Origin of the sequence: Nocardioides rotundus (genome assembly GCF_019931675.1) — a bacterium.
Classification (GTDB): Bacteria; Actinomycetota; Actinomycetes; order Propionibacteriales; family Nocardioidaceae; genus Nocardioides; species Nocardioides rotundus.
Window position 1 is genome coordinate 3,835,721 of sequence record NZ_CP082922.1, and the last position, 23,197, is coordinate 3,858,917.

Here is a 23,197-nt window from a genome sequence, read left to right on the forward strand (position 1 = left end):
CGAGAGGAGTGGCATGCGCCTGTTCGCGATCCGTGACTACCGTCACCTGTTCAGCGCCCAGGTGATCGCGCTGTTCGGCACCGGGCTGGCGACCGTCGCGTTGGGGCTGCTCGCCTATGACCTGGCCGGCCCGAACGCTGGTGCTGTCCTTGCCACGGCGTTGACGATCAAGATGGCCATGTACGTGGTGGTAGCGCCAATCGTGGGCGCTTATGCCGACCGTCTGCCGCGCCGGATGTTCCTGACCCTGCTCGACGCGATCCGAGCAGTCGTCGTGCTGGCTCTGCCGTTCGTGACCGAGGTATGGCACATCTATGTCCTGATCGGCGTGCTGCAAGCCGCGTCGGCGGCGTTCACGCCAACGTTCCAAGCGGTCATCCCCGATATCGTGACCGAGGAGTCGAACTACACACGCGCGCTATCGGCATCGCAGGTTGCCTACACGATGGAGAGCCTGCTCAGTCCGGTACTTGCGGCCGTGGCACTGAGCTTCATCACGTTCGGTTGGCTGTTCCTCGGCACCTCAATCGGATTCGTCGTATCCGCGCTCCTGGTGCTCTCGACACGCATCCCAAATGCCCAGACCAGCGGGAACACTCGTGCCTGGGATCGGGTGGCGTCTGGTATCGCGAGATTCGTCCGCACCCCACAGTTGCGCGGAGTCATGGCGCTAAACGTCGTGGTCGCCGCCGCGGGGTCAATCGTGGTCGTCAACACGGTCAACTACGTTCGCGACGAACTCGGCGGCACCCAGGCCGGTGTCGGCTGGATGCTCGCCGCATCCGGCGGCGGCACGCTTCTCGTCGCATTACTCCTGCCCCGCGTGCTCGATCGGACCAGCGACCGAGCCGTGATGATGGCCGGCGCCGCGGTCCTGCTCGCCGGGGTCATCGCCGCGGTCGCGATGGCGAGCACCGGCATCGCATCGTGGGCTGTCACCGCACCCATCTGGTTTGTCATCGGCGCAGGCATGGCCCTGATCGTCACACCGACTGGGCGGGTGATCCGATCCTCCGTCCGCCCACCCGAGCTTCCCGCCGCGTTCGCAGCACAGTTCTCACTCTCGCACCTGGCGTGGCTGATCACCTACCCGATTGCCGGCTGGATGGGCACCAGCGCCGGCCTGACACCGGCCTGGATCACCCTCGCCGCGCTCGCCGCAGCAGGCATGGCGACCGCCACCGCAGTGTGGCGTCGGAATCCCTCGGTGCGGGAGACGAGCTACTCCCGGGTCGAAGCCAGCGCCGGCGAACTCTCCCGCAGCAACGAGGCCGAAGCTGCCGAGGGCACCCTCGCCGCCTGCCAGTGCTCGTCCGTGCGACCCGTCTAGCCAAGGACTAAGTCGTATCAGAATGTATGAGATAGTGTGACTGTTACAACCCGTACACCGATGATGGAGTTCGGTTGGTTCCGTCCCAACTGTGGGGCGGAGGAGAACGAGAGGAGCGGCACGGCCATGAAGACGACACAGACGATCACAGGGGGTGCGTCATGAGCGGCGTGAGCACTCCTGCGCCCCGGGCGGGCGCGAAGCAGTGGTGGGGGCTGGCGGTGCTGGTGACCCCGTCGACGCTGCTGTTCATGATGTTGACGATCTTGTTCGTGGCGGCGCCGAGCATGGCGCAGGATCTGAACCCGACGGGCACCCAGTTGTTGTGGATCCTGGACATCTACGGGTTCGTGATGGCCGGGTTCCTGGTCGCGATGGGCGTGCTCGGAGACCGGGTCGGCAAGCGGCTGCTGATGGTGATCGGCGCGATCGTGTTCGCCGTGATCTCCGTGGTCGCGTCGCTCACCACCGACCCGTCGCTGATGATCGCCTGGCGGGCCCTGCTCGGCCTGGGCGCGGCGATGATGGTCCCCTCCACGCTGGGGCTGATCTTCGTGCTGTTCGCCGACGCCCGCCAGCGCGGCGTCGCGATCGGGGTGTGGGCCGGCGGCATCTCCGCCGGTGTCGCCCTGGGCCCGCTGCTGAGCGGCCTGCTGCTGGAGGTGTTCGGCTGGCAGGCCACGTTCCTGGTCGCGGTGCCGATCATGGCGCTGGTCGCGATCGGCGCTCCGCTGCTGCTGCCCGAACACCGCGACACGACCGCACGGATCGACCTGTTCAGCGCCCTGCTGCTGGTCGCCGGCCTGCTCGCGATCATCTACGCGATCAAGCGGTTCGCCGCGCAAGAACCGGCCGGCCCCTCGATCGGGCTGATCGCGGCGGGTGTGCTGATCGGGCTGTGGTTCGTGATCCGTCAGCTGCGCGCGGAACGGCCGCTGCTGGATGTGCGGCTGTTCGCCAACCGCACCGTCTCCGGCGCGCTGGCGGTGTTCCTGCTCGCCGCGGCCGCCCTGGGCGGGATCTACTCGCTGTTCACCCAGTACCTGCAGCAGGTGCAGGGCCTGTCCCCGCTGGAGGCCGGGTTCGCGATCCTGCCCGCCGCGGCGGTGCTGATCGTGGTCTCCACGCTCTCCCCGGTGTTCGCCCGCCGGTTCCGGCCCGGCAACGTGATCGCGATCGGGCTGCTCACCCAGGTGATCGGCTACATCCTGTTCACCCAGCTCGACCCGGGCACCGGCCTGGCCCTGGTGATCGGCAGCTTCGTGCTCACCTACCCCGGCGTCGCGCCGGCGATGGCGTTGACCACCGACCTGGTGGTCGGCTCCGTCCCCCCGGAGAAAGCCGGCGGCGCCTCGGGGTTGGCGACCACGGCGAACGACCTGGGCATCTCGCTGGGTATCGCGGTGATCGGCAGCATCGGCATCGCCACCTACCGCAGCCAGATCACCGAGCTGCTGCCCGGCGGCCTGCCCGCCGACGCCACGACGGCCGCGTCCCGCAGCATCGACGGCGCTCTCACCGCGGCGGCTGAGCTTCCCGGCGCGCTCGGCGGGCAGCTGGTGACGGCGGCGCAGCAGGCGTTCACGAGCGGGCTGAACACCGCCGCGATCGTCTCCGCCGTCATCGCCGCGATCGCCGCGCTGATCGCCGCGACCCGGCTGCGTCACATCCGCCCCACCGGTGAGGCGCAGCAGGCCGCAGACGAGTCGATCACCAGTTGAGGAATACACCATAGGGGTATAGGGTTAGATGAATCTGTACACGAGTGAAGGAGTTGGATGAGATGGCTACGACCGAGTATCAGGTGACCGGGATGACCTGCGGGCACTGCGAGACGTCCGTGCGCGGCGAGGTGTCGCAGGTGCCGGGCGTGACCGGAGTCGAGGTCAGCGTGGCGACGGGGCGGCTGGTCGTGACGGCCGAGCAGCCGGTCGACGATGCTGCGGTGATCGCGGCGGTCGACGAGGCGGGCTACGCCGCCGTCAGGAGCTGACATGAGGGCACCTGCGCGGCTGGGCCTGTATGGCGCGGGACTGGTGGCCGTGTTCGCCGTGGCATTCGCCACGGCGGGCGCGGTCGTCCCGGAGGCGACCGTGCAGGCATGGGCAGAAGAAGGCGACCAACACAGCATGACCGGGGAGGACACCGACGACATGGACACCACCAGCGGACACGAAGGCCACGACGCAGGCGCCGGCACCGCCTCCGACGATGCGGCGGCCGGGCTCGGCCTGGCCCAGGACGGGTACCGCCTCACCGCGGTCAGTGCCCCGGCCGAGACCGGCACGGGAGGAGAGCTGTCGTTGACGGTGACCGGCCCGGACGGCAACGCGGTCACCGGCTTCGAGGTGGAGCACGACAAGCAGCTGCACCTGATCGTGGTGCGCGCCGACGGCCAGCACTTCGCCCACGTCCACCCTCAGATGGATGCCGAGGGCACCTGGTCGATCCCGTGGCAGTGGGAGGCGGCCGGCAGCTACCGGGTCTTCGCAGACTTCATTCCCGCAGACGCGGCGGACGGGGTGGAGGGGGTCACCTTGTCGACCTCGGTGCAGGTGGCCGGGGACTACGCCCCGGTTCCCGTGGAGCCGGCGGCCGCGACCACGGTCGATGGGTTCGAGGTGAGCGTGGAGGGTGACTTGATCGCCGGGTCGGCCTCGACGCTGACCCTGACCGTGTCCCGTGACGGGGAGCCGGTCACCATCCTGGAGCCGTACCTGGGCGCGTTCGGGCACTTGGTCGCGCTCCGCGACGGCGATCTGGCGTATCTGCACGTCCACCCCCACGGGGACGCCCCGGCCGCAGGCGAGACGTCGGGGCCGGAGATCGTGTTCGAGGCCACCGCACCCACGCCTGGCCGGTATCTGCTCTACCTCGACTTCCAGGTCGACGGGCAGGTGCACACGGCCCCGCTGGTCATCGACACGACCGCAACGAGCGGCGAGAGCGGCGCGACCGACCAGGGCTCAGACTCCGGGTCGGGCTCGGACTCGGACTCGGGTTCGGGTGCGGCGGGCGAATCAGAGGAAGGAGCCGACCATGACCACTGAGCAGACCGCTAGCGGTGTCGCGGGCATCGAGTTGCAGATCGGCGGGATGACCTGCGCCTCGTGCGCGAACCGCATCGAGAAGAAGCTGAACAAGCTCGACGGTGTGAGCGCGAGCGTGAACTACGCGACCGAGAAGGCCAGCATCACCGGTACCGACCTGGACGCGGCCGCGCTGATCGCCGAGGTCGAGAAGACCGGCTACACCGCCACGCTTCCCGCCGCTGCCAAGAACAGCGGCACCGCGGGCGAGGAGGGTGAGGGTGAGTCGGCTGAGGATGCCGAGCTGCGCAGCCTGCGGCAGCGGCTGATCGGGGCGGCGATCCTGGCCGTTCCGGTGATCGCGATGGCGATGATCCCCGCCCTGCAGTTCGACTACTGGGGTTTTGCCTCACTCGTGCTCGCCGCGCCGGTGGTGGTGTGGGCGGGCTGGCCCTTCCACCGGGCCGCATGGATGAACCTCAAGCACGGGACGGCGACGATGGACACGCTGATCTCGGTGGGCACCACCGCGGCGTTGCTGTGGTCGATCGTCGCGCTGTTCTTCGGCACCGCGGGACAGCCCGGCATGGTGCACCCGTTCGAGCTGACGATCTCCCGATCCGATGGGCTCAGCAACATCTACCTCGAGGTCGCCGCCGGGGTGATCACCTTCATCCTGCTCGGCCGCTACTTCGAGAAGCGGTCCAAGCGCCGCGCCGGAGCCGCGCTGCGTGCCCTGCTGGAGCTCGGCGCCAAGGAAGTCTCGGTCCTGCGCGACGGCAAGGAGAAGCGCATACCGATCGATGAGCTGGCGGTCGGGGACGAGTTCGTGGTCCGGCCGGGTGAGAAGATCGCCACCGACGGCCTCATCACCTCCGGCAGCTCGGCGATCGATGCCTCCATGCTCACCGGCGAGTCCGTGCCGGTCGAGGTCGGCACCGGCGACCCGGTGACCGGAGCGACGGTCAACGCCGGCGGTCGCCTGGTCGTCAAGGCCACCCGGGTCGGGTCGGACACCCAGCTGGCGCAGATGGCCAAGCTCGTCGAGGACGCCCAGTCCGGCAAGGCCGAGATCCAGCGGCTCGCCGACCGGGTCTCCGGGGTGTTCGTGCCGATCGCGATCGCGATCGCCGTCGCCACCCTGGGCGCGTGGATCGGCGCCGGGTTCCCCCTCAGCGCCGGGTTCACCGCCGCAGTCGCGGTGCTCATCATCGCCTGCCCGTGCGCGTTGGGGCTGGCCACGCCGACCGCGCTGCTGGTCGGCACCGGACGCGGTGCGCAGATGGGTGTGCTCATCAAGGGCCCCGAAACCCTCGAATCCACCCGCAAGGTCGACACCATCGTGCTGGACAAGACCGGCACCGTCACCACCGGGAAGATGACCCTCACCGACGTCATCGTCGCCGATGGGCAGGACCGGGCTGAGCTGCTGCGGCTGGCTGGTGGCCTGGAAGACGCCTCCGAGCACCCGATCGCCCAGGCCATCGCCGCCGGCGCGACCGCCGAGGTCGGCGACCTGCCGACCCCGGAATCGTTCGAGAACATCGAAGGCAAGGGCGTCCAGGGCGTCATCGACGGGCACGCCGTGCTCGCCGGCCGCGAGACCCTGCTGGCCGAATGGTCCCAGCACCTCGACGCCGACCTCGCGGCAGCCAAGCGCGCCGCAGAAGCCGAGGGCAAGACCGCGATCGCGGTCGGCTGGGACGGCCAGGCGAGGGGCGTGCTCGTGGTCTCCGACCAGATCAAACCGACCAGCGCGCAGGCGATCGCCCAGTTCAAGGAACTCGGACTGACCCCGGTGCTACTCACCGGCGACAACCAGACCGTCGCCGAGCAGGTCGCCGCCGAGGTCGGCATCGAGCAGGTGATCGCCGAAGTCCTGCCCAAGGACAAGGTCGACGTCGTCGCCCGCCTCCAAGCCGAGGGCAAGGTCGTGGCGATGGTGGGCGACGGCGTCAACGACGCCCCCGCCCTCGCCCAGGCCGACCTGGGACTGGCGATGGGCACCGGCACCGACGTCGCGATCGAGGCCGCCGACATCACCCTGGTCCGCGGTGACCTGCGCGCAGCAGCCGACGCGATCCGTCTCGCCCGGCGCACCCTGCGCACGATCAAGACGAACCTGTTCTGGGCCTTCGCCTACAACACCGCCGCGATCCCACTGGCCGCGTTCGGGCTGCTCAACCCCATGCTCGCCGGAGCCGCCATGGCCCTGTCCAGCGCATTCGTGGTGTCCAACAGCCTGCGCCTGCGCAGCTTCACCGCACGCGCCGACACCAGCACCGAACCGGCGTCCGCCGGCCCGACACCGGCCCGCGAGCCAGTCAACGCCTGACCACCCCCGTCATCAACCCAACCGGAAGGAACACCCGATGACCGCACACAACCAGCTGAACCTGACCGACACCAGCACCGCCTCTGCAGGCGGCTGCTGCGGCCACAAGCCCAGCGCCCAAACTGCCGCCCAGACCCCGGCCGCCGACATGGCCGAGTGCCCGGTGATGGCCGGAACCCCCGTGGTCAAGGCCGAAGCAGAAGCAGCGGGCCTGTACCGCGACCACAACGGCCAGCGGTACTGGTTCTGCTGCGCCGCCTGCGGCCCACTCTTCGACGCCGACCCCGACCGCTACACCAACGCCGCATAACCCCACATAGCCCCGCGGCGAACGGAAGTGACGCTCCGCGCTCGGCGAACCACTTGAACGACCGAGCGCGGAGCATCACCGCCCACCCACAGCATCGGCACACATCCCCGAAGGCGAACAGCCCGCGACGAACAGCCACCACCGTGCCAGGAAGACAAACCCGACATGAACACGCACCCAGACCACGAACCCCAAGAGCACGCCGGCCATGCCGGGCATGCGGGACACGGCACGATGAATCACGCGGGTCACCACGACCCCACCCGTCACGACAGACACAGCGAGCACCATCAGGCCAGCAGCCACAGCGACCACGACGGCCACGCCGCGCACGTCGAGCACAGCACCCCTACAGCTCGCCCGGGAGACGATCAGCACGCCAACCACTCCGGCCACGCCAACCACTCCAGCCCTGACGATCATGCCGGTCACATGGGGCATGCCGGTCACATGGGGCACAGCGGGCATGCCGGACACGGGGCCGATCATGTGGCGCGGTTCCGGCGGCTGTTCTGGATCATGCTGGTCCTGGCGGTCCCGGTCGTGGGACTCAACGAGATGTTCGCCCAGGTCATCGGCTACCGGCTCCCCGACGCCGCATGGGTGCCCTGGATCTCACCGCTGCTGGGCACGGTGATCTACCTGTGGGGCGGCTGGCCGTTCCTCACCGGCGCCATCTCCGAGATCCGCGCCCGCAAGCCCGGCATGATGCTGCTGATCGGGCTGGCGATCACCGTGGCGTTCGTCGCGTCCTGGGGGGCCAGCAGCGGGCTGCTCAGCCACGAGCTGAACTTCTGGTGGGAACTGGCGCTGCTGGTCGTGATCATGCTTGCCGGGCACTGGATCGAAATGCGCTCCCTGGCACAGACGACCTCCGCGCTGGACTCCCTGGCAGCCCTGCTGCCCGACGAGGCCGAGAAGGTGGTCGGCGACGACATCGTGAAGGTCGCCCCGGCCGATCTGGCCGTCGGTGACATCGTGATCGTCCGCCCAGGCTCTGCGGTGCCCGCCGATGGGCGGATCGTCGACGGATCGGCGTCGATGGACGAGTCGATGGTCACCGGCGAGTCCAAGACCGTCCGCCGCGACAAGGGCGCCCAGGTCGTCGCCGGGACCGTGGCCACCGACTCCGGGCTGCGGATCGAGGTCACCGCGACCGGCGACGACACCGCGTTGGCTGGCATCCAGAAGCTCGTCGCCGACGCGCAAGCCTCCTCCTCCCGCGCGCAGCGGATCGCCGACACCGCGGCCGGGTGGCTGTTCTGGTTCGCGCTGGGCGCGGCCGCGATCACCGCCGTGGTCTGGTCGCTCGTCGGCCTGCCCGATGATGCCGTGATCCGCACCATCACCGTGCTGGTGATCGCCTGCCCCCACGCTCTTGGCCTGGCCATCCCCCTGGTGGTCTCGATCGCTACCGAACGTGCCGCCCGCGGCGGGGTCCTCATCAAGGACCGCCTCGCGCTGGAGTCGATGCGCACCGTCGATGCCGTGCTGTTCGACAAGACCGGCACCCTGACCAAGGGCGAACCCACCGTCACCGGCATCGAGCCCGTCGGGGACCACGACGAGAACCAGGTACTGGCCCTGGCCGCCGCAGCCGAGGCCGACAGCGAGCACCCGCTGGCGCGGGCCATCGTCGGCGCCGCCCGAACCCGGAACCTGTCCGTGCCGAAAGCCACCGACTTCTCCTCCTCACCGGCTGTCGGAGTCACAGCGACCGTCGACGGCACCGTCGTCGAGGTCGGTGGCCCCTACCTGCTCGACCAGCACAGCGTGAGTGAACTCGCGATCGCCGACACCTGGCGCAGCGAAGGCGCGATCATCCTGCACGTTCTCGCCGACCGACAAGTCATCGGCGCACTCCGGCTGGCCGATGAGATCCGGCCCGAATCGCGCGACGCCGTGACCGCGCTGCACGCCGCGGGAGCGCAGGTGGTCATGATCACCGGCGACGCGCAAGCCGTCGCCGACACCGTCGCCAAGGACCTGGGCATCGACCGCGTCTTCGCCGGTGTGCGCCCCGAGGACAAGGCCGCCAAGGTCGCCGAGCTGCAAGCCGAGGGCCGCAAGGTCGCCATGGTCGGCGACGGCGTCAACGACGCCCCCGCCCTCGCACAAGCCGATGTGGGCATCGCGATCGGTGCCGGCACCGACGTCGCGATCGGGTCCGCCGGCGTCATCCTCGCCTCCTCCGACCCCCGCTCGGTCCTCTCGGTCATCGACCTGTCCCGCGCCAGCTACCGCAAGATGAAGCAGAACCTGTGGTGGGCAGCCGGCTACAACCTCATCTCCGTCCCGCTCGCCGCCGGTGTGCTCGCCCCCATCGGGTTCGTCCTGCCGATGAGCGTCGGCGCGATCCTCATGTCCGCCTCCACCGTCGTCGTCGCGCTCAACGCCCAGCTCCTGCGCCGCCTCGACCTCACCCCGCAGGCCAGCACCGCCAAGTTCCTCGACCACTCATCGCAGCCATGATCAGACACGCAAGACAACCATCATCGAAGCGACAAGAAGGGATCCGACGATGGCAACGGCACCCCAAGCACCCTCAGAACCAACCTCCAGCCACGGCTACATCAGCGACAAGGATCGCTACCTCGCCCGTCTCAAGCGCATCGAGGGCCAAGCGCGCGGCATCCACCGAATGATCGACGAGGACACCTACTGCATCGACATCCTCACCCAGATCAGCGCCGTCACCGCAGCACTACAGAACGTCGCCCTCGGCTTGCTCGACGACCACCTCAAGCATTGCGTCGCAGCCGCCATCCACGATGGGAACGCCGAGATGAAGATCAAGGAAGCCTCCGACGCCATCGCCCGCCTCGTCAAGTCCTAGCCGGCGCGGATGCTCACTTCGCTGCGACACCTCAGAACCCTGGCCGGACTCGAGGAAGTTCGGTTGTCTGCCCGGCGCTGCTGCCAGGCGATGCGATGGGCCGTCACAGTCCGATTCGTCAGGACTACCGACGACCGATGACTGGCCGTGGCCCGAGCACGATGGGCAGCCACGGCTCGTAACTGGTCTGGCTCGGATCACCCGCCGGACTCTTGCCGCCCGCGGGCTACCTTCTCCTCGCGCCGGGACTCGCAGGCGGAGGTGTCAGGCACACACGACAACCACGGTACAATCGAGAACGATTATCATTTCTGATGTGGCCGAGTTTGTCGGTTGCTTGTTCTGAAAGAGGTCGTCCCGATGAATCGCACCACTGCTCTCGCCCCGGTCCTGCTGATCGCCGCGGGTGTGGCCCTGGCTGGCTGCACCGCCGCTCCGGATACGGCTGGACCCCCGAGTGCGGACACGATCACGGTAGTGGCCTCAACCACGGTGTATGGCGATCTGGCAGCCACGATCGGTGGGGACGCAGTGGAGGTGACGTCGATCATCGACGACCCGAACAAGGACCCGCATGAGTACGAGGCCAGCGCGCAGAACCAACTGGCTCTGTCCAACGCTCAGGTGGTGATCGAGAACGGTGGCGGCTACGACGACTTCGTGGACACCATGCTGGACTCGGCCGGCAACGACTCGGCCACGGTGCTGGACGCGGTGGACATCTCCGGCAAGACCGCCGAGGACGGCGAAGAGCTGAACGAGCACGTCTGGTACGACTTCCCGACCATGCTGCTGGTGATCGACGAGATCGAGTCGGCGTTCGCGAGGCTGGACCCCGACCACGCCGAGACCTTCGCCGACAATGCGGATGCGTTGCAGGCTGATATCGAGGAGCTGATCCAACGCGAGGCGGACCTCAACGCCCAGTACGCGGGGGCGGGCGTGGCGATCAGCGAGCCGGTGCCGCTGTACCTGTTGGAGGCAGTCGGGTTGGTCAACAAGACCCCCGACGCGTTCAGTGAGGCCATCGAGGAGGGCTCAGATGTGCCGCCGAGCGTGCTGCTGGAGACACTGGAACTGTTCACCGGCGGCGAGGTGGAGCTGCTGGCGTACAACGAGCAGACCACCGGCCCGCAGACCGAGCAGATACTGGAAGCCGCGAACGAGAACGATATTGCGGTGGTCCCGGTGACCGAGACGTTGCCGGACGGCGACACCTACGTGTCCTGGATGTCAGGCAACCTGGACGCTATCGCGACCGCGCTCGGTTCGTGACCGGCCGAGACAACCCACCTGCCAGCGCGAAGCGATCATCCCTGCTGCCGGGGGAGGTCGTACTGAGCCTGCGGGGCGCATGCCTGGGGTTCGGGGACCGTACGCTGTGGGACGGGCTGGACCTGGACGTGCGGGCGGGCGAGCTGGTCGCGGTGCTGGGCGCGAACGGGTCCGGGAAGTCGAGCCTGTTGAAGGTGATCCTCGGGCAGCTGCCGTTGCGCGCAGGCACGGTGGAGTTCCTCGGGCAGCCGGTGCGGGGCGGGAACCGCCGTATCGGGTATGTGCCGCAGCAGAAGCTGTTCGATGAGGCGACCCCGCTGCGCGGACAAGACCTGATCGGGCTCGGTGTGGACGGGCACCGGTGGGGCATCCCGCTGCCCCGCCGTGCCCGCCGCACCGCGGTCGCCGACCTGGTCGCCTCGGTGCACGCCGAATCCACCGCCCACGCCCCGATCAGCCGGCTCTCCGGTGGGGAGCAGCAACGCCTCCGGGTTGCGCAGGCACTCGCCGGGAACCCGGCCCTGCTGCTGTGCGACGAGCCGCTGCTGTCGTTGGATCTGGCCCATCAGCGGCTGATCTGCGACCTCGTCGACCAGGCCCGCCGCGACGCCGCACGCGGGGTGCTGTTCGTCACCCACGACATCAACCCGCTGCTGGGCGCCGTGGACCGGGTCCTCTACCTCGCCGGCGGTCGGTTCCGGATCGGCACCCCGGACCAGGTGCTGCGCACCGAGGTACTCACCGAGCTGTACGGGTCACCGGTCGAGGTGATCCGCAGCCGGGACCGCATCCTCGTCGCCGGTGTCCCCGACCACCCCCACCACACCACCGAGCCCGAGGTATAACCGTGCAGCTGTCCGACCTCGCCGACTGGTGGAACCAGATCTTCACCTTCACCAACTACGGTGAACTCCTCGCCCTGCTGCACAACAGCATCCTCGCCGGTCTCGTGCTGGGCATCACCGGCGGTCTGATCGGTGTGTTCGTGATGGCCCGCGACATGCCTTTCGCCGTGCACGGCATCAGCGAGCTCTCCTTCGCCGGCGCCGCCGCCGGGCTCCTGCTCGGCGTGGGGGTGGTCGCCGGGTCCCTCATCGGGTCGATCATCGCCGCGCTGCTGATCGGCGCCCTCGGCTCCCGCGCCCGCGACCGCAACTCCATCACCGCCGTGCTGATGCCGTTCGGTCTGGGCCTGGGCATCCTCTGCCTCGCCCTGTACTCCGGCCGGTCCGCGAACAAGTTCGGGCTGCTCACCGGGCAGATCGTCGCCATCGATAACCCGCAGATCGGCGCGCTCATCCTGATCTGCACCCTCGTGTGCGCAGGGCTCCTCGTGATCTGGCGGCCGCTGCTGTTCGCCAGTGTCGACCCGGCCGTCGCCGCCGGCCGCGGCGTGCCCACCCGCGCCCTGTCCATCCTGTTCATGCTGCTGCTGGGCATGACCGTCGCCGTCGCCGTCCAGATCGTCGGCGCCCTCCTGGTCCTGTCCCTGCTGGTCACCCCCGCCGCCGCAGCCCTCCGTGTCTCCTCCTCACCGGTGGTGGTGCCGCTGCTCAGCGTCCTCTTCGCCGTCACCGCCAGCGTCGGCGGCATCCTCCTCGCCCTCGGCAGCGCCATCCCGATCAGCCCCTACATCACCACCCTCTCCTTCCTCATCTACCTCGGCTGCTGGATCATCAGCGCGAGCCGGGCGCGCCGCCACGAGCGCGGGAGCACGCCGAGTGCTGCATCGGCCACAGTGGCACGGTGATACCCCTCTAGGGTATCATGATGGTCGAGCGTGCGGACGCCAATGGGGTGCCAGTGCGGGATGACAGGCAAGCGGTATTGCTGGAGAGGACGTGGAGCATGTCGGGGCAGCATCATCACGAGAGCCACGGCGGGCATGAGGCGCAATCTCACGCTCATCACCATCACCCGGCACCGGACGCGGAGAACTTGGTGCAGTGTCCGGTGATGCCGAACAATCTGGTGGACCCGGAGCAGGCTGAGCAGCAGGGCCTGTACCGGGACTATGAGGGCAAGCGGTACTGGTTCTGTTGCGCCGGGTGCGGCCCGTTGTGGGACGCAGACCCGGCGCGATACGCGCACGCCGCCTGACCGGTTGAGCGTCGCTGCCACGAGCGCACAGGTGGCTTCGTGGCGCAATGCTCTACCGTTGTGAGTAACGATCGTGCATGCCGTGAAGCTGATGGACTCGGAGGTCGAAGGGAGGACGGCGATGGGTGCTTTGCGCTCGCTGATGACCGGCGGGTCGCCTCGTCGTCGTGGCCTGCTCGTGTTCGGCCTGCTGATGATGGTGATCGCCGGACTCCTCGCGATGCACGCCCTCAGCATGTCCGGCCCCCACGGGCATACGTCCCCGGCCCTCACGATCGAGACCGACCACGCCGCCGAGGCGATGCCGGACGGCACCGCCTCGGCCGCTATGGCGGATGAGATGGCCGGCGCCAGCATGAGTGATGCTGCCGCAGCCGGTGAGACGGACTGCGGTGATGGGTGCGGGGAACCGTCGCCGAGCCATTCGATGCTGATGATGGGGTGCGTGATCGCGCTCCTGATCGGCCTGACCTTCCTGATCGCCCCCGGGCTGCTGAGTCGCGGGTGGCTGACGCAGCTGCTTGCTGTTCGGGCGCTGCCGCTGCTGGGCGCGGTGCTGCCACGCCCGCGACCTCCTTCTCTCATCGTTCTCTCGATCAGTCGCACCTGAGTTGCGCTGCGGCGTCCCACGGGCCGACAGGTTCCGGGTGATGCCTGTCTGTCCTGCCCCGGTCCGGGGTTGGGGATGGACCGCGACTCTTCATTCGACTGACGAAAGGACAACTTCATCATGCGTATGCGCATGCTTGCGCTGGCTTCGACCGCGCTCATCACGACTCTGGTGCTCGCCGGTTGCGGGCAGAACAACGACCCCGGCATGTCCGGGATGGATCACGGCTCGTCAAGCTCCAGCCCCTCCTCGTCGGAGGCCAGCGCGGACTTCAACGCCGCGGACGAGATGTTCGTGACGATGATGATCCCGCACCACCAGCAGGCCATCGAGATGGCCGATCTGATCCTCGGCAAGGACGGGATCGATGAGCGGGTGGTGACACTGGCTCAGCAGATCAAGGACGCCCAGGGGCCCGAGATCGACACCATGCAGGGCTGGCTACAGGAGTGGGGTCTGCCCTCACCCGACCCATCCATGGGCGGCATGGACGGCATGGACCACGGCGACGGCATGATGTCCGAGGAAGACATGGCCGCGTTGGAGTCTGCGACCGGTGTCGAGGCGACTCGGCTGTTCCTGCAGGGCATGATCGAGCACCACAACGGCGCGATCATGATGGCCGAGACCGAGCTGTCCAACGGACAGAACCCGGATGCGCTGGAACTGGCGCAGCAGGTCATCGACGGCCAGAGCGCCGAGGTCACCACGATGCAAGAGATTCTGGACAGCCTCTAGCCGTCCTCGGCAGGTGCGGGCGTGGGAGCCCGACCACCCATGGTGCGGGCTCCCACCGTCCTGCCGCTGCTCTTGACACCGGTCTCCCCGTTTCGCGGCCGGTTCCTTCTGCCGACACACCGGCCGCCTCTGGTAGTCGTCCTCCTCTCTCGAAAGGCCCCCCTTTGATGTTCTCTCGTCTTCGTTCCTCGCCTCGCCGCGCGCTCGCCGCGCTCGCCGGGGTGGCCGCTGTCACGGTGCTGGCTGGCTGCGGCGCCTCGTCCGCACCGTCCTCCTCGGCGCAGGCGCCGGTCGAGTTCGGGCACATCCATGCGGTGGTGCCCGAGGCCGATGCCACGATCCTGGTCGGCACGCACACCGGTCTGTACCGCGTCGATGCCGAAGGCGCTGTGGAAGGTCCGTTGGGTGGCTACGACTTCGACGTGATGGGCCTGACCGTCACCGACGGCATGCTGATCGCCTCCGGGCATCCCGGCCTGGACACTCCGTAGGAGTTGGGGTCACCGAATCTCGGCATCATCCGCAGCGAAGACGGCGGGCAGAGCTGGGAACCGGTCGCGTTCACGGGCGAGGAGGACTTCCACGTCCTGACCGCCGGTCCCGATGGGCAGGTGTACGGGATCGGGTCGAGCAGTCCCGCGGTACAGATCAGCGGCGACTCCGGCAGCACCTGGACGGCTGGCAGCGAGGTGACCGCCGCTGATCTTGCGGTCACCGCAGACGGCGTGATCTATGCGGCCACCCAAAGCGGGCTGTTCGCCAGCCAGGACAACGCGGCCACCTTCGCACTGATCGCTGATGCACCCACGCTGTACCTGCTCGATGCGGCCGGAGACGAGCTGGTCGGTGTCGATACCGATGGGCAGCTCTGGCGGCGCAGCGGCCAAGCCGCCTGGACACCGATCGGTACCGCGGAAGGCACCGTCGCTGCCCTCGGTCTTGCCCCGTCCGGGGTCGTCTACGTCGTGGACGACCGCGGCATCGTCGCCCTCGACGGCGACCAGGCCACCACCATCCTGCCCGCCTTGTAGGGCTGGGCTGAACACCCGTCATAGGAAACGCCATGAACAAGAAGATGAACACCGTCGTCCTGGAGGTGGCCGGTCTGCATTGGGCCTCCTCCTCACAGCTGGCCGAGAAGACGCTGGGGCGACGGCCCGGAGTGGTCGCCGTCGAGGTGAACCCGGTCTCGCAGACCGCCAATGTCACCTACGACCCGGAGCTGACATCGGTTCAGCAGCTTCGCGCATGGGTCACCGAGTGCGGGTTCCACTGTGCCGGGCAGTCCGTGCCGCAACACATCTGCCACCCCGGCGACGAGCCGCACGCCTCGCATTCGACGGCTCCTCCCTCCTACCACGACAGCGCGCCACAGCACCACCACGGCGCAACCGGTGACACCGAGCACGACCACTCCGCCCATGCCGGCCACGACATGGCGCCGGCCTCGCCAGGGCCGGCTCACGCGCATGGCGACTCGGCACCGGCGACCGCGCAGGATGTGATGGGGCACGGCGGCCACCACGGCGGCATGTCGATGGACGCGATGATTCGTGACATGCGCAACCGTTTCCTGGTCGCGCTGGTGCTCTCGATCCCGATCACCTTGTGGTCTCCGATCGGCCGGGAGGTCATCGGGTTCACCGTCCCGGCACCGTTCGGGCTCCGCGATGACGTCTTCTCCCTGGTCCTGTCGCTGCCGGTGATCTTCTACGCGGCCTGGATCTTCTTCGACGGCGCCTATCGGGCGCTGCGCGCGAAGACGCTGGACATGATGGTGCTGGTCGCGGTCGGTGTCGGCGCGGGCTGGCTCTACAGCCTCGCCATCACCTTGACCGGCGGCGGGGAGGTGTTCTACGAGGCCGCCAGCGTGCTCGCCACCTTCGTGCTGCTCGGCCACTGGGTGGAGATGCGCGCCCGCGGCGGCGCGAACGACGCTATCCGGCGGCTGCTGGAACTCGCCCCGGCCCGCGCGGTGGTGATCCGCGACGGCAATGAGGTCGAAATCCCTACCGCCGAGGTGGTTCCCGGTGATCTGCTGCTCGTCCGGCCGGGCGCGAAGGTACCGACCGATGGGGAGGTCGTGGACGGCACGTCGGAGGTCGATGAGTCGATGGTGACCGGTGAGTCGATGCCGGTCGAGAAGACGCCCGGCTCGGCGGTGATCGGCGCGACGGTGAACACGGTCGGCACGCTTCGGGTGAGGGCGACGAAGGTCGGTGCCGATACGGCGCTCGCGCAGATCGTGAAACTGGTGCAGGAGGCGCAGAACTCCAAGGCTCCCGGTCAGCGGCTTGCGGACCGGGCCGCGTTCTGGCTGGTGCTGGTCGCCCTGATCGGCGGCAGCCTCACGTTCCTGGTCTGGTTCCTCGCCGGTGCGGAGGTGCCGATGGCGATCCTGTTCGCGATCACCGTGGTCGTCATCACCTGCCCCGACGCGCTCGGGCTGGCGACCCCGACCGCGATCATGGTCGGCACCGGATTGGGCGCCAAACGCGGGGTGCTGTTCAAGAACGCCACCGGCATCGAGACCGCCGCCCGGATCGACACCGTGGTGTTCGACAAGACCGGCACGCTCACCAAGGGCGAGCCCGAAGTCACCGACTATCTCGCGGTCGGCACCGATGACCTGGACCTGCTGTCGTTCGTCGTGGCGGCCGAACGAGAATCGGAGCACCCGCTGGCGAAAGCGATCGTCGCCTACGCCGATGCCCGCGACATCCCACGCCGCACTGCGACCGCGTTCCGCAACATCACCGGGCAAGGCGCGATCGCCTCCGTCGACGGGCGCCGGGTCGTGCTCGGCAACACCCGGCTGATGGTCCAGGAAAGGATCGACACCAGCCAGATCGACGCCGCACGCGAAGCCCTCGCGGCGAGCGGGCGCACCGCGATCATGTTCGCCGTTGACGGCGACATCGGCGGGGTGATTGCCCTGGCCGACGCACCCCGCGAGACCGCGAAAGCCGCGATCGACGCCCTCCACGAAGCCGGTGTCGAGGCCGTCATGCTGACCGGCGACAACCAGCCCACCGCGCAACGGATCGCCGCGCTGCTGGGCATCGACACCGTGATCGCCGACGTGCTGCCCGAAGACAAGTCCGCCAAGGTCGCCGAGCTGCAGGCAGCCGGGAAGAAGGTCGCGATGGTCGGCGATGGTGTCAACGACGCACCCGCGCTCGCCCAAGCCGACCTCGGCATCGCGATCGGCGCCGGCACCGACGTCGCGATCGAGACCGCCGACGTCGTGCTGATGCGCTCCGACCCGCTCGACGTGCCGGTTGCACTGCGGATCGGGAAAGGCACCCTGCGCAAGATGCGGCAGAACCTCGGCTGGGCCATCGGCTACAACGCCATCGCGCTGCCCATCGCCGCCGGGGTGTTCTACCCGGCGTTCGGGATCATGCTGTCCCCGGAAATCGCGGCGATCAGCATGTCCGGCTCCAGCGTCATCGTCGCGGTCAACGCCCTGCTCCTCAAACGACTCCGACTGCCCGACCAAGCACCCGCACCAGGCAGCGCCGCCGAGAGCGGTCCGGCCGGGCCGGTTGAGCCTTCCCCGAACGGGGCACTCCGATGAGCCCGGCCAGCCGGCTCCCGCTCCGTCATGATTCCGGCCTCGGCCTGGAGCGGCTGTGGAGCAGGCGCGCGTTCCTCGGCCTCGGACTCGGCGTGGGCGCGGCGGCGACGCTCGCCCTCGCCGGCTGCACCTCGACTGCAGCCTGGGTGAACCCGGACAGCGCCGCCGTGCGAGACCGGGAACGGCAACGGGGCGGTACCGGAAAGATCACCGCAGTCACGCTCACCGCCGCATCGGCTGGCCTGGACCTCGCCGGCACCACGGCTCAGACCTTCGCCTACGGTGCCGTACCCGCCCCGGTCATCCGCCTCGGAGCCGGGGACACCCTGAAAGCGACCGTCCGCAACCAGCTCCCGGTCGAGACCTCCGTGCACTGGCACGGGCTCGCACTGCGCAACGACATGGACGGCGTGCCACCGATCACCCAGCAACCCATCGCTGCCGGTGCCACGTTCGACTACGAGTTCATCGCACCCGATCCGGGCACCTACTGGTTCCACCCCCACGTCGGTGCGCAGCTCGACAGCGGACTGTACGGGGCGCTCATCGTCGAGGACCCGAACGAGCCCCTGGCCTACGACGACGAGTGGGTCATCGTCCTGGACGACTGGCTCGATGGTGTCACCGCCACCCCCGACCAGGTTCTCGCTGAGCTGTCCCGTGGGATGGGCGACATGGGCGGGATGGGCGACATGTTCATGCGGATGGGTAACACCCTCATGGGCGCCACCTCCGACCTGCTCGGGGGCGACGCCGGAGACGTCTACTACCCGCACTACCTCATCAACGGCAAGCCCGCCGCCGACCCGGCCCAGTTCACCGGAACCCCTGGCAGCCGAGTACGGATACGACTCATCAACGCCGGCGGCGACACCGCCTTCCGATTCGCGGTCGGCGGGCACCGCCTCACCCTCACCCACACCGATGGGTTCCCCGTCGAACCCGTTGAAGTGGACAGCGTTCTGCTCGGCATGGGTGAACGCTACGACCTCCTCGTCACCCTCGGCGACGGCGCGTTCCCACTCGTCGCGCTGGCCGAAGGCAAACGCGAACGCGCCTTCGCCGTAGTACGCACCGGCGGCGGCGAAGCACCAGCACCGGATGTCACGGTCACTGAGTTGGACAGCGATCAGGTCGGCACCGCCGCGATCCTCACCGCTACTCCCGGCGTGGCTCTCGACACCAAGACTCCCGACCGGGAGATCACCCTGACGCTCACCGGCTCAATGACCGACTACGACTGGGGCATCAACAACAAGCGGTTCGACCCGACCCAGCCGCTACGCGACGCGCAGCCGGTCCAGGCCGGTGAGCGAGTGCGCCTCCTTCTGGTCAACGAGACCGAGATGTGGCATCCCTTCCACCTACACGGCCACACCTACCAGCACTCAGACGGTGTGAGGTTCCCCCCGGACCGTAGAGGCATCGACAATGAGGATCGAGATGCCACAGAAGCGGAAGAAGTACGACCGGGAGTTCCGTGAGGGAGCTGTCCGGATCGTCGAAGAGACCGGGAAGCCGATCGCTCAGGTCGCGCGCAACCTCGGCGTGGTCGAGGGCACGTTGGGCAACTGGGTCAAGCAGGCCCGGGAAGCACGCGAGGGCCGCGACGGAATGTCGAAGGACGACCACGAGGAGCTCAAGCGGCTGCGTGCTGAGAACGCCGAGCTCCGGATGGAGCGTGATGTCCTCAAGCGATCCGTGGTCCTGTGGGTGAAGGAGGCGACGAAGTGAGCGTGGCACGCTTCATCGCCGACCAGAGGACGATCTACCGGGTGCCGCACACGATGACCTGCCTGCTGCTGGGGGTGTCCCTGGCGTGGTTCTACAAGTGGCGCGACCGGTCGCTCGGCCCGGGCGCCTCGAGCGGCCTGTTCACCGCTATGGACCGTCGCCGCTACACCATCGACCGGGCCGTGAAGGTGATGTTCACCAAGAAGCGGGGCCTGCACGGCTCCCCGCGGTTGCACGCTGACCTGCTCGATGATGGGTGGGAGGTCAGCGAGAAGACCGTCGCGGACTCGATGCGCCGCCAGGGGCTGGTCGCCCGGCGGATCAAGCGGAGGAACGGTCTGACACGCCAGGACAAGACCGCACCGAAGTTCGCCGACCTGCTGCGCCGTGACTTCACCGCGCAGCGGCCTAACGCCCGCTGGGTTGGCGACATGACTGAGATCCCCACGGCCAGCGGGAAGCTGTACCTGGCCACCGTGATCGACCTGTACTCGCGTCGTCTGCTCGGCGCCGCGACCAGCCTGCACCCCGACGCCGAGCTGGCGTGCGCGGCGATCAAGATGGCCGTGGCGGCTCGCGGTGGCGTCGATGCGGTCAACCAGCCGGGTTGGCGCACCGAGGAGACCAAGCGGGTCATCTTCCACACCGACCGGGGCTCGACCTACACCGCGACCTCGTTCACCAAGCTGTGCCGCGACATGGGCATCCGGCAGTCGATGGGCCGGGTCGGGTCGTGCTTCGACAACGCCGCCGCTGAGGCGTTCTTCAGCAGCCTGGAGTGGGAGGTTCTCTCACGCCACGAGTTCGAGCACACCCGCCAGGCCCAGGCTGTCGTGCTGGACTGGTGCTACGGGTTCTACAACCACGAACGCCGGCACAGCTCGGCAGGCATGATGAGCCCGGTCAGCTACGAGAACACCGCGGCCCCCGACCGGGAAGCCGCATAAGGAAGCCCTCCACGATTCGGGGGGAACCACAGTGGGCCGCGCAAGGACACCTCGATCATCCTGCCGAAGCAGACCCTGACCATCGACTTCGACGCCGACAACCCCGGCCAATGGGCCGCACACTGCCACAACATCTACCACGCCGAAACCGGCATGATGACCGTCATCGGCTACCAGACCTGACGCGCGTCATACGAATCGTCGGCACCGGTTGATCTTGAACGCGCAATGGCATGGTCGCGATGAGTGGGTCCACGCCAGATCGTGGCATGACGCCCTACGCGCCGCTGCTGGCTCGAACTCGAACCATCCATCGCCCAGTGGGTCCGATCGCGTATGACTGCGTGAAGGTGATCGTTGTCCGCGACGGCAGCGCGATCCTGTTCAGCGAGTTCGGACAGAAGCCAGTCAAACCAGGCGACGTGATCGTGCTCGGCGCAAATACCTTGTGCGGGTCAGAGCCCGAGGGTCATATCACTGTGACCACCGTCTACCTCGACACCGATTTCGTGCTCGATCAGGTGCGTTGGCAGTACGCCGGGTTCGTTGCCGACCGCCTGGACGCGCAAGGGTTCGCCGACACGATGTACTCGGAGCCCGCGCAGATCCTCCGCCTCGGGGAAGATCGGGCCGGGATGTTGATGCCGTGGCTAGATGAGTTGGTGGCACTGAGCATTGACGGTGAGTTCGTCCGTCATTACCTGCGGATGCAAGCGCTCTGGTTTCAGATCGCCTACGTCATCGCGCCGTTCATCAAGGTCTCCCCGGTACGTATCTCACCGTCACAGCGTGCGCATATCCGACCCACACTTCCTAGAGACCGCCGGTTCGCGCCCCTGCGGGTCGAAGTGCGGCGTGCGGCTGACCTGCTCCGAGAGGATCCGGCACGACGGTGGACGCTGGACGATCTTGCCGCCGAGGTACATCTTTCGCCGTCCCGGTTGAGCAGTGTATTCGTGGATGCCTACGGCAAGACCCCCTTGGCGTTTCTGACGATGCTCCGAGCCGAGCGCCTGGCCAAGTACCTAAGAGACACCGACCTGACAGTCGCGGCTGCGATGCAGCTGGTCGGCTGGCACTCCCGTAGCCACGCGACTCGACTGTTCCGCCAGTACGTCGGCGTGACGCCCGGCCAATACCGGCAGATGTGTGGGCAGGTGGCTTGAGCGATGTGCCCGATCTGCCAACTCTGCGCCGCTTCTTTGCGATCTCCGGGCACTGGATTTTCGGCGCGCGTCTTGTCTGGTAGTCCGGTAGAGACTCGTCGGGTTCGTCACGACGCCTGACGGTCATCGTCTCCTTCCCATGTCCGTCTCGACCTCCTGATTCGCCCGACGCACCTCACGCTCGCAGGGTCGCCCCGAGCGGGGTGGCCTCCGGCGGAAGGAGGTCTGGCGATGGATGAGGTACGCGCCGCTCGTGCGGTTCGCGGCTCGACGCCGGCCCAGGCTGCGGCGATGACGGCTGTCCTCGACGGTCTCGGCCAAGGCGTTCCGCTGCCTCTCGCGGCCCACCGGCTGGCTGCTGCCGGGGTGCCGGTGTTCCCGTGCGTGCCGGGCGAGAAAGGCCCGATGGTCACGTACGGCTATCGGGAGGCCAGCCGCAATCTCCGGCGAGTCGATGCCTGGTGGCGGTGGCAACCAGGGGCGAACATCGCCATCCCGACGGGTAGCTTCTCTGGGCTGGTCGTCGTCGATATCGACGTGCATGGTGCCAATGGGTACGAAGCGGCCGCGCGAGCTGCGCGGGCCGGTCTGATTCCGACACCGCTGGCGGAGGTGCGTACCCCGACGGGCGGCAGGCATCTGTACTTCTCGGCCGATCCTGAACAGACGCAACGGTCGTGGCACGTCGCTGACGCGGGAGTGGATTTCCGTGGCGATGGCGGCTACGTGATCGTGCCTCCCTCAGCACTTGCGCTCGGGGCTCGCCGCATTTCGTACCGGGTCGAAACCCTCACCGAGGCCGCCTCCCGGATGGACGCCGTGGCGCTGCGAAACTTCCTCGATCCCCGACCCGACCCGGTGCCGTTCACTGTCTCGCAGGTCGACCGGTCAGTGCACACAGATCGGCTGGCCGCGTGGGTGGCACGGCGTATCGAGGGCGAACGGAACGCCGGCCTGTTCTGGGCGGCGTGCCGAATGGCCGAGCAAGGCACCCCACCGAACGATGCGCTGAGCACGCTCGGCCCCGCCGCTGCGCAGGCGGGGCTCCGAGAGCGGGAAATCACCCGGACGGTCGGCTCGGCCTACCGGCACGTTCACTCCTGCGGCCCAAGGGCTCGCGCCCCGCTGCGTTCAGAGGACCAGACCCTCACTCGGGCAACCGGACGAGTGTCTCCAGGGGCGAGAGTGCAGGTGCTGTGATGGTGCG

General features: G+C 68.2%; 23 protein-coding genes and 1 pseudogene. 23 read left to right on the forward strand and 1 reads right to left on the reverse strand.

From position 1 onward, the window contains the following. Window positions 1-13 precede the first annotated feature (13 nt). The 6 genes from K8W59_RS18865 (at window position 14) to K8W59_RS18890 (ending at window position 7,004) form a co-directional block, all read left to right on the forward strand. Complete coding sequence (locus tag K8W59_RS18865; protein ID WP_223396531.1) at window positions 14-1,330, forward strand: MFS transporter; 1,317 nt, start codon at window positions 14-16, stop codon at window positions 1,328-1,330. Between the two features lie 161 nt (window positions 1,331-1,491). Then, a complete protein-coding gene (locus tag K8W59_RS18870; RefSeq protein WP_223396532.1) occupies window positions 1,492-3,051 on the forward strand; it encodes an MFS transporter in 1,560 nt (519 codons plus the stop codon). Between the two features lie 62 nt (window positions 3,052-3,113). Further along, window positions 3,114-3,323 carry a heavy-metal-associated domain-containing protein gene (locus K8W59_RS18875; protein WP_223396533.1) on the forward strand — a complete coding sequence of 70 codons (210 nt, stop codon included), beginning with the start codon at window positions 3,114-3,116 and terminating at the stop codon, window positions 3,321-3,323. 1 nt (window position 3,324) lies between these two features. Then, on the forward strand, window positions 3,325-4,380 hold the full coding sequence (locus K8W59_RS18880; protein WP_223396534.1) for a heavy-metal-associated domain-containing protein: 1,056 nt from the start codon (window positions 3,325-3,327) through the stop codon (window positions 4,378-4,380). Continuing rightward, complete coding sequence (locus K8W59_RS18885; protein ID WP_223396535.1) at window positions 4,370-6,694, forward strand: heavy metal translocating P-type ATPase; 2,325 nt, start codon at window positions 4,370-4,372, stop codon at window positions 6,692-6,694. The genes K8W59_RS18880 and K8W59_RS18885 overlap by 11 nt, the downstream gene beginning before the upstream one ends. A gap of 37 nt (window positions 6,695-6,731) precedes the next feature. After that, complete coding sequence (locus K8W59_RS18890) at window positions 6,732-7,004, forward strand: YHS domain-containing protein (RefSeq protein ID WP_223396536.1); 273 nt, start codon at window positions 6,732-6,734, stop codon at window positions 7,002-7,004. A 75-nt stretch (window positions 7,005-7,079) separates the two neighbouring features. On the opposite strand, the gene K8W59_RS18895 is transcribed toward K8W59_RS18890, so the two are convergent. Beyond that, window positions 7,080-7,481, reverse strand: coding sequence for a hypothetical protein (locus K8W59_RS18895; RefSeq protein WP_223396537.1), 402 nt, complete (start codon window positions 7,479-7,481; stop codon window positions 7,080-7,082). A gap of 12 nt (window positions 7,482-7,493) precedes the next feature. On the opposite strand from K8W59_RS18895, the gene K8W59_RS18900 reads away from it, so the two are divergent. The 17 genes and pseudogenes from K8W59_RS18900 (at window position 7,494) to K8W59_RS18980 (ending at window position 23,190) form a co-directional block, all read left to right on the forward strand. Further along, window positions 7,494-9,476, forward strand: coding sequence for a heavy metal translocating P-type ATPase (locus K8W59_RS18900; protein WP_263283265.1), 1,983 nt, complete (start codon window positions 7,494-7,496; stop codon window positions 9,474-9,476). A gap of 49 nt (window positions 9,477-9,525) precedes the next feature. After that, complete coding sequence (locus K8W59_RS18905) at window positions 9,526-9,840, forward strand: metal-sensitive transcriptional regulator (RefSeq protein WP_223396539.1); 315 nt, start codon at window positions 9,526-9,528, stop codon at window positions 9,838-9,840. A 360-nt stretch (window positions 9,841-10,200) separates the two neighbouring features. Then, window positions 10,201-11,115 (forward strand): metal ABC transporter solute-binding protein, Zn/Mn family, encoded by a 915-nt coding sequence (locus K8W59_RS18910; RefSeq protein WP_223396540.1) that lies wholly within the window; start codon window positions 10,201-10,203, stop codon window positions 11,113-11,115. Window positions 11,116-11,177: 62 nt separating this feature from the next. Continuing rightward, entirely contained in the window at window positions 11,178-11,960 is a 783-nt protein-coding gene (locus K8W59_RS18915; RefSeq protein WP_317846333.1) for a metal ABC transporter ATP-binding protein, read from the forward strand. Between the two features lie 2 nt (window positions 11,961-11,962). After that, window positions 11,963-12,865: a metal ABC transporter permease gene (locus tag K8W59_RS18920; protein WP_397195930.1), complete on the forward strand. Its 903-nt coding sequence runs from the start codon at window positions 11,963-11,965 to the stop codon at window positions 12,863-12,865. 20 nt (window positions 12,866-12,885) lie between these two features. Next, window positions 12,886-13,215, forward strand: coding sequence for a YHS domain-containing protein (locus tag K8W59_RS18925; RefSeq protein WP_223396542.1), 330 nt, complete (start codon window positions 12,886-12,888; stop codon window positions 13,213-13,215). A gap of 91 nt (window positions 13,216-13,306) precedes the next feature. Beyond that, entirely contained in the window at window positions 13,307-13,825 is a 519-nt protein-coding gene (locus tag K8W59_RS18930) for a DUF6153 family protein (RefSeq protein ID WP_223399949.1), read from the forward strand. Window positions 13,826-13,945: 120 nt separating this feature from the next. Then, window positions 13,946-14,563: a DUF305 domain-containing protein gene (locus tag K8W59_RS18935; RefSeq protein WP_223396543.1), complete on the forward strand. Its 618-nt coding sequence runs from the start codon at window positions 13,946-13,948 to the stop codon at window positions 14,561-14,563. 221 nt (window positions 14,564-14,784) lie between these two features. Then, window positions 14,785-15,054 (forward strand): hypothetical protein, encoded by a 270-nt coding sequence (locus K8W59_RS18940; protein WP_223396544.1) that lies wholly within the window; start codon window positions 14,785-14,787, stop codon window positions 15,052-15,054. A gap of 3 nt (window positions 15,055-15,057) precedes the next feature. After that, window positions 15,058-15,594, forward strand: a complete 537-nt coding sequence (locus tag K8W59_RS18945; RefSeq protein ID WP_223396545.1) for a WD40/YVTN/BNR-like repeat-containing protein — start codon at window positions 15,058-15,060, stop codon at window positions 15,592-15,594. 44 nt (window positions 15,595-15,638) lie between these two features. After that, window positions 15,639-18,143, forward strand: a complete 2,505-nt coding sequence (locus K8W59_RS18950; RefSeq protein WP_223399951.1) for a heavy metal translocating P-type ATPase — start codon at window positions 15,639-15,641, stop codon at window positions 18,141-18,143. Next, window positions 18,140-19,627: a multicopper oxidase family protein gene (locus tag K8W59_RS18955; RefSeq protein WP_223396546.1), complete on the forward strand. Its 1,488-nt coding sequence runs from the start codon at window positions 18,140-18,142 to the stop codon at window positions 19,625-19,627. The genes K8W59_RS18950 and K8W59_RS18955 overlap by 4 nt, the downstream gene beginning before the upstream one ends. Then, on the forward strand, window positions 19,587-19,877 hold the full coding sequence (locus K8W59_RS18960) for a transposase (RefSeq protein WP_223396547.1): 291 nt from the start codon (window positions 19,587-19,589) through the stop codon (window positions 19,875-19,877). Before K8W59_RS18955 ends, K8W59_RS18960 begins: the two co-directional genes overlap by 41 nt. Next, window positions 19,874-20,824 carry an IS3 family transposase gene (locus tag K8W59_RS18965; protein WP_223396340.1) on the forward strand — a complete coding sequence of 317 codons (951 nt, stop codon included), beginning with the start codon at window positions 19,874-19,876 and terminating at the stop codon, window positions 20,822-20,824. The genes K8W59_RS18960 and K8W59_RS18965 overlap by 4 nt, the downstream gene beginning before the upstream one ends. Before the next feature lie 33 nt (window positions 20,825-20,857). Then, window positions 20,858-21,007: pseudogene (locus tag K8W59_RS18970) on the forward strand (multicopper oxidase domain-containing protein); the annotation flags it as partial. Window positions 21,008-21,093: 86 nt separating this feature from the next. Next, entirely contained in the window at window positions 21,094-21,990 is an 897-nt protein-coding gene (locus K8W59_RS18975; RefSeq protein WP_223396548.1) for a helix-turn-helix transcriptional regulator, read from the forward strand. A gap of 231 nt (window positions 21,991-22,221) precedes the next feature. After that, on the forward strand, window positions 22,222-23,190 hold the full coding sequence (locus K8W59_RS18980; protein ID WP_223396549.1) for a bifunctional DNA primase/polymerase: 969 nt from the start codon (window positions 22,222-22,224) through the stop codon (window positions 23,188-23,190). The last annotated feature ends 7 nt before the right edge of the window (window positions 23,191-23,197 follow it).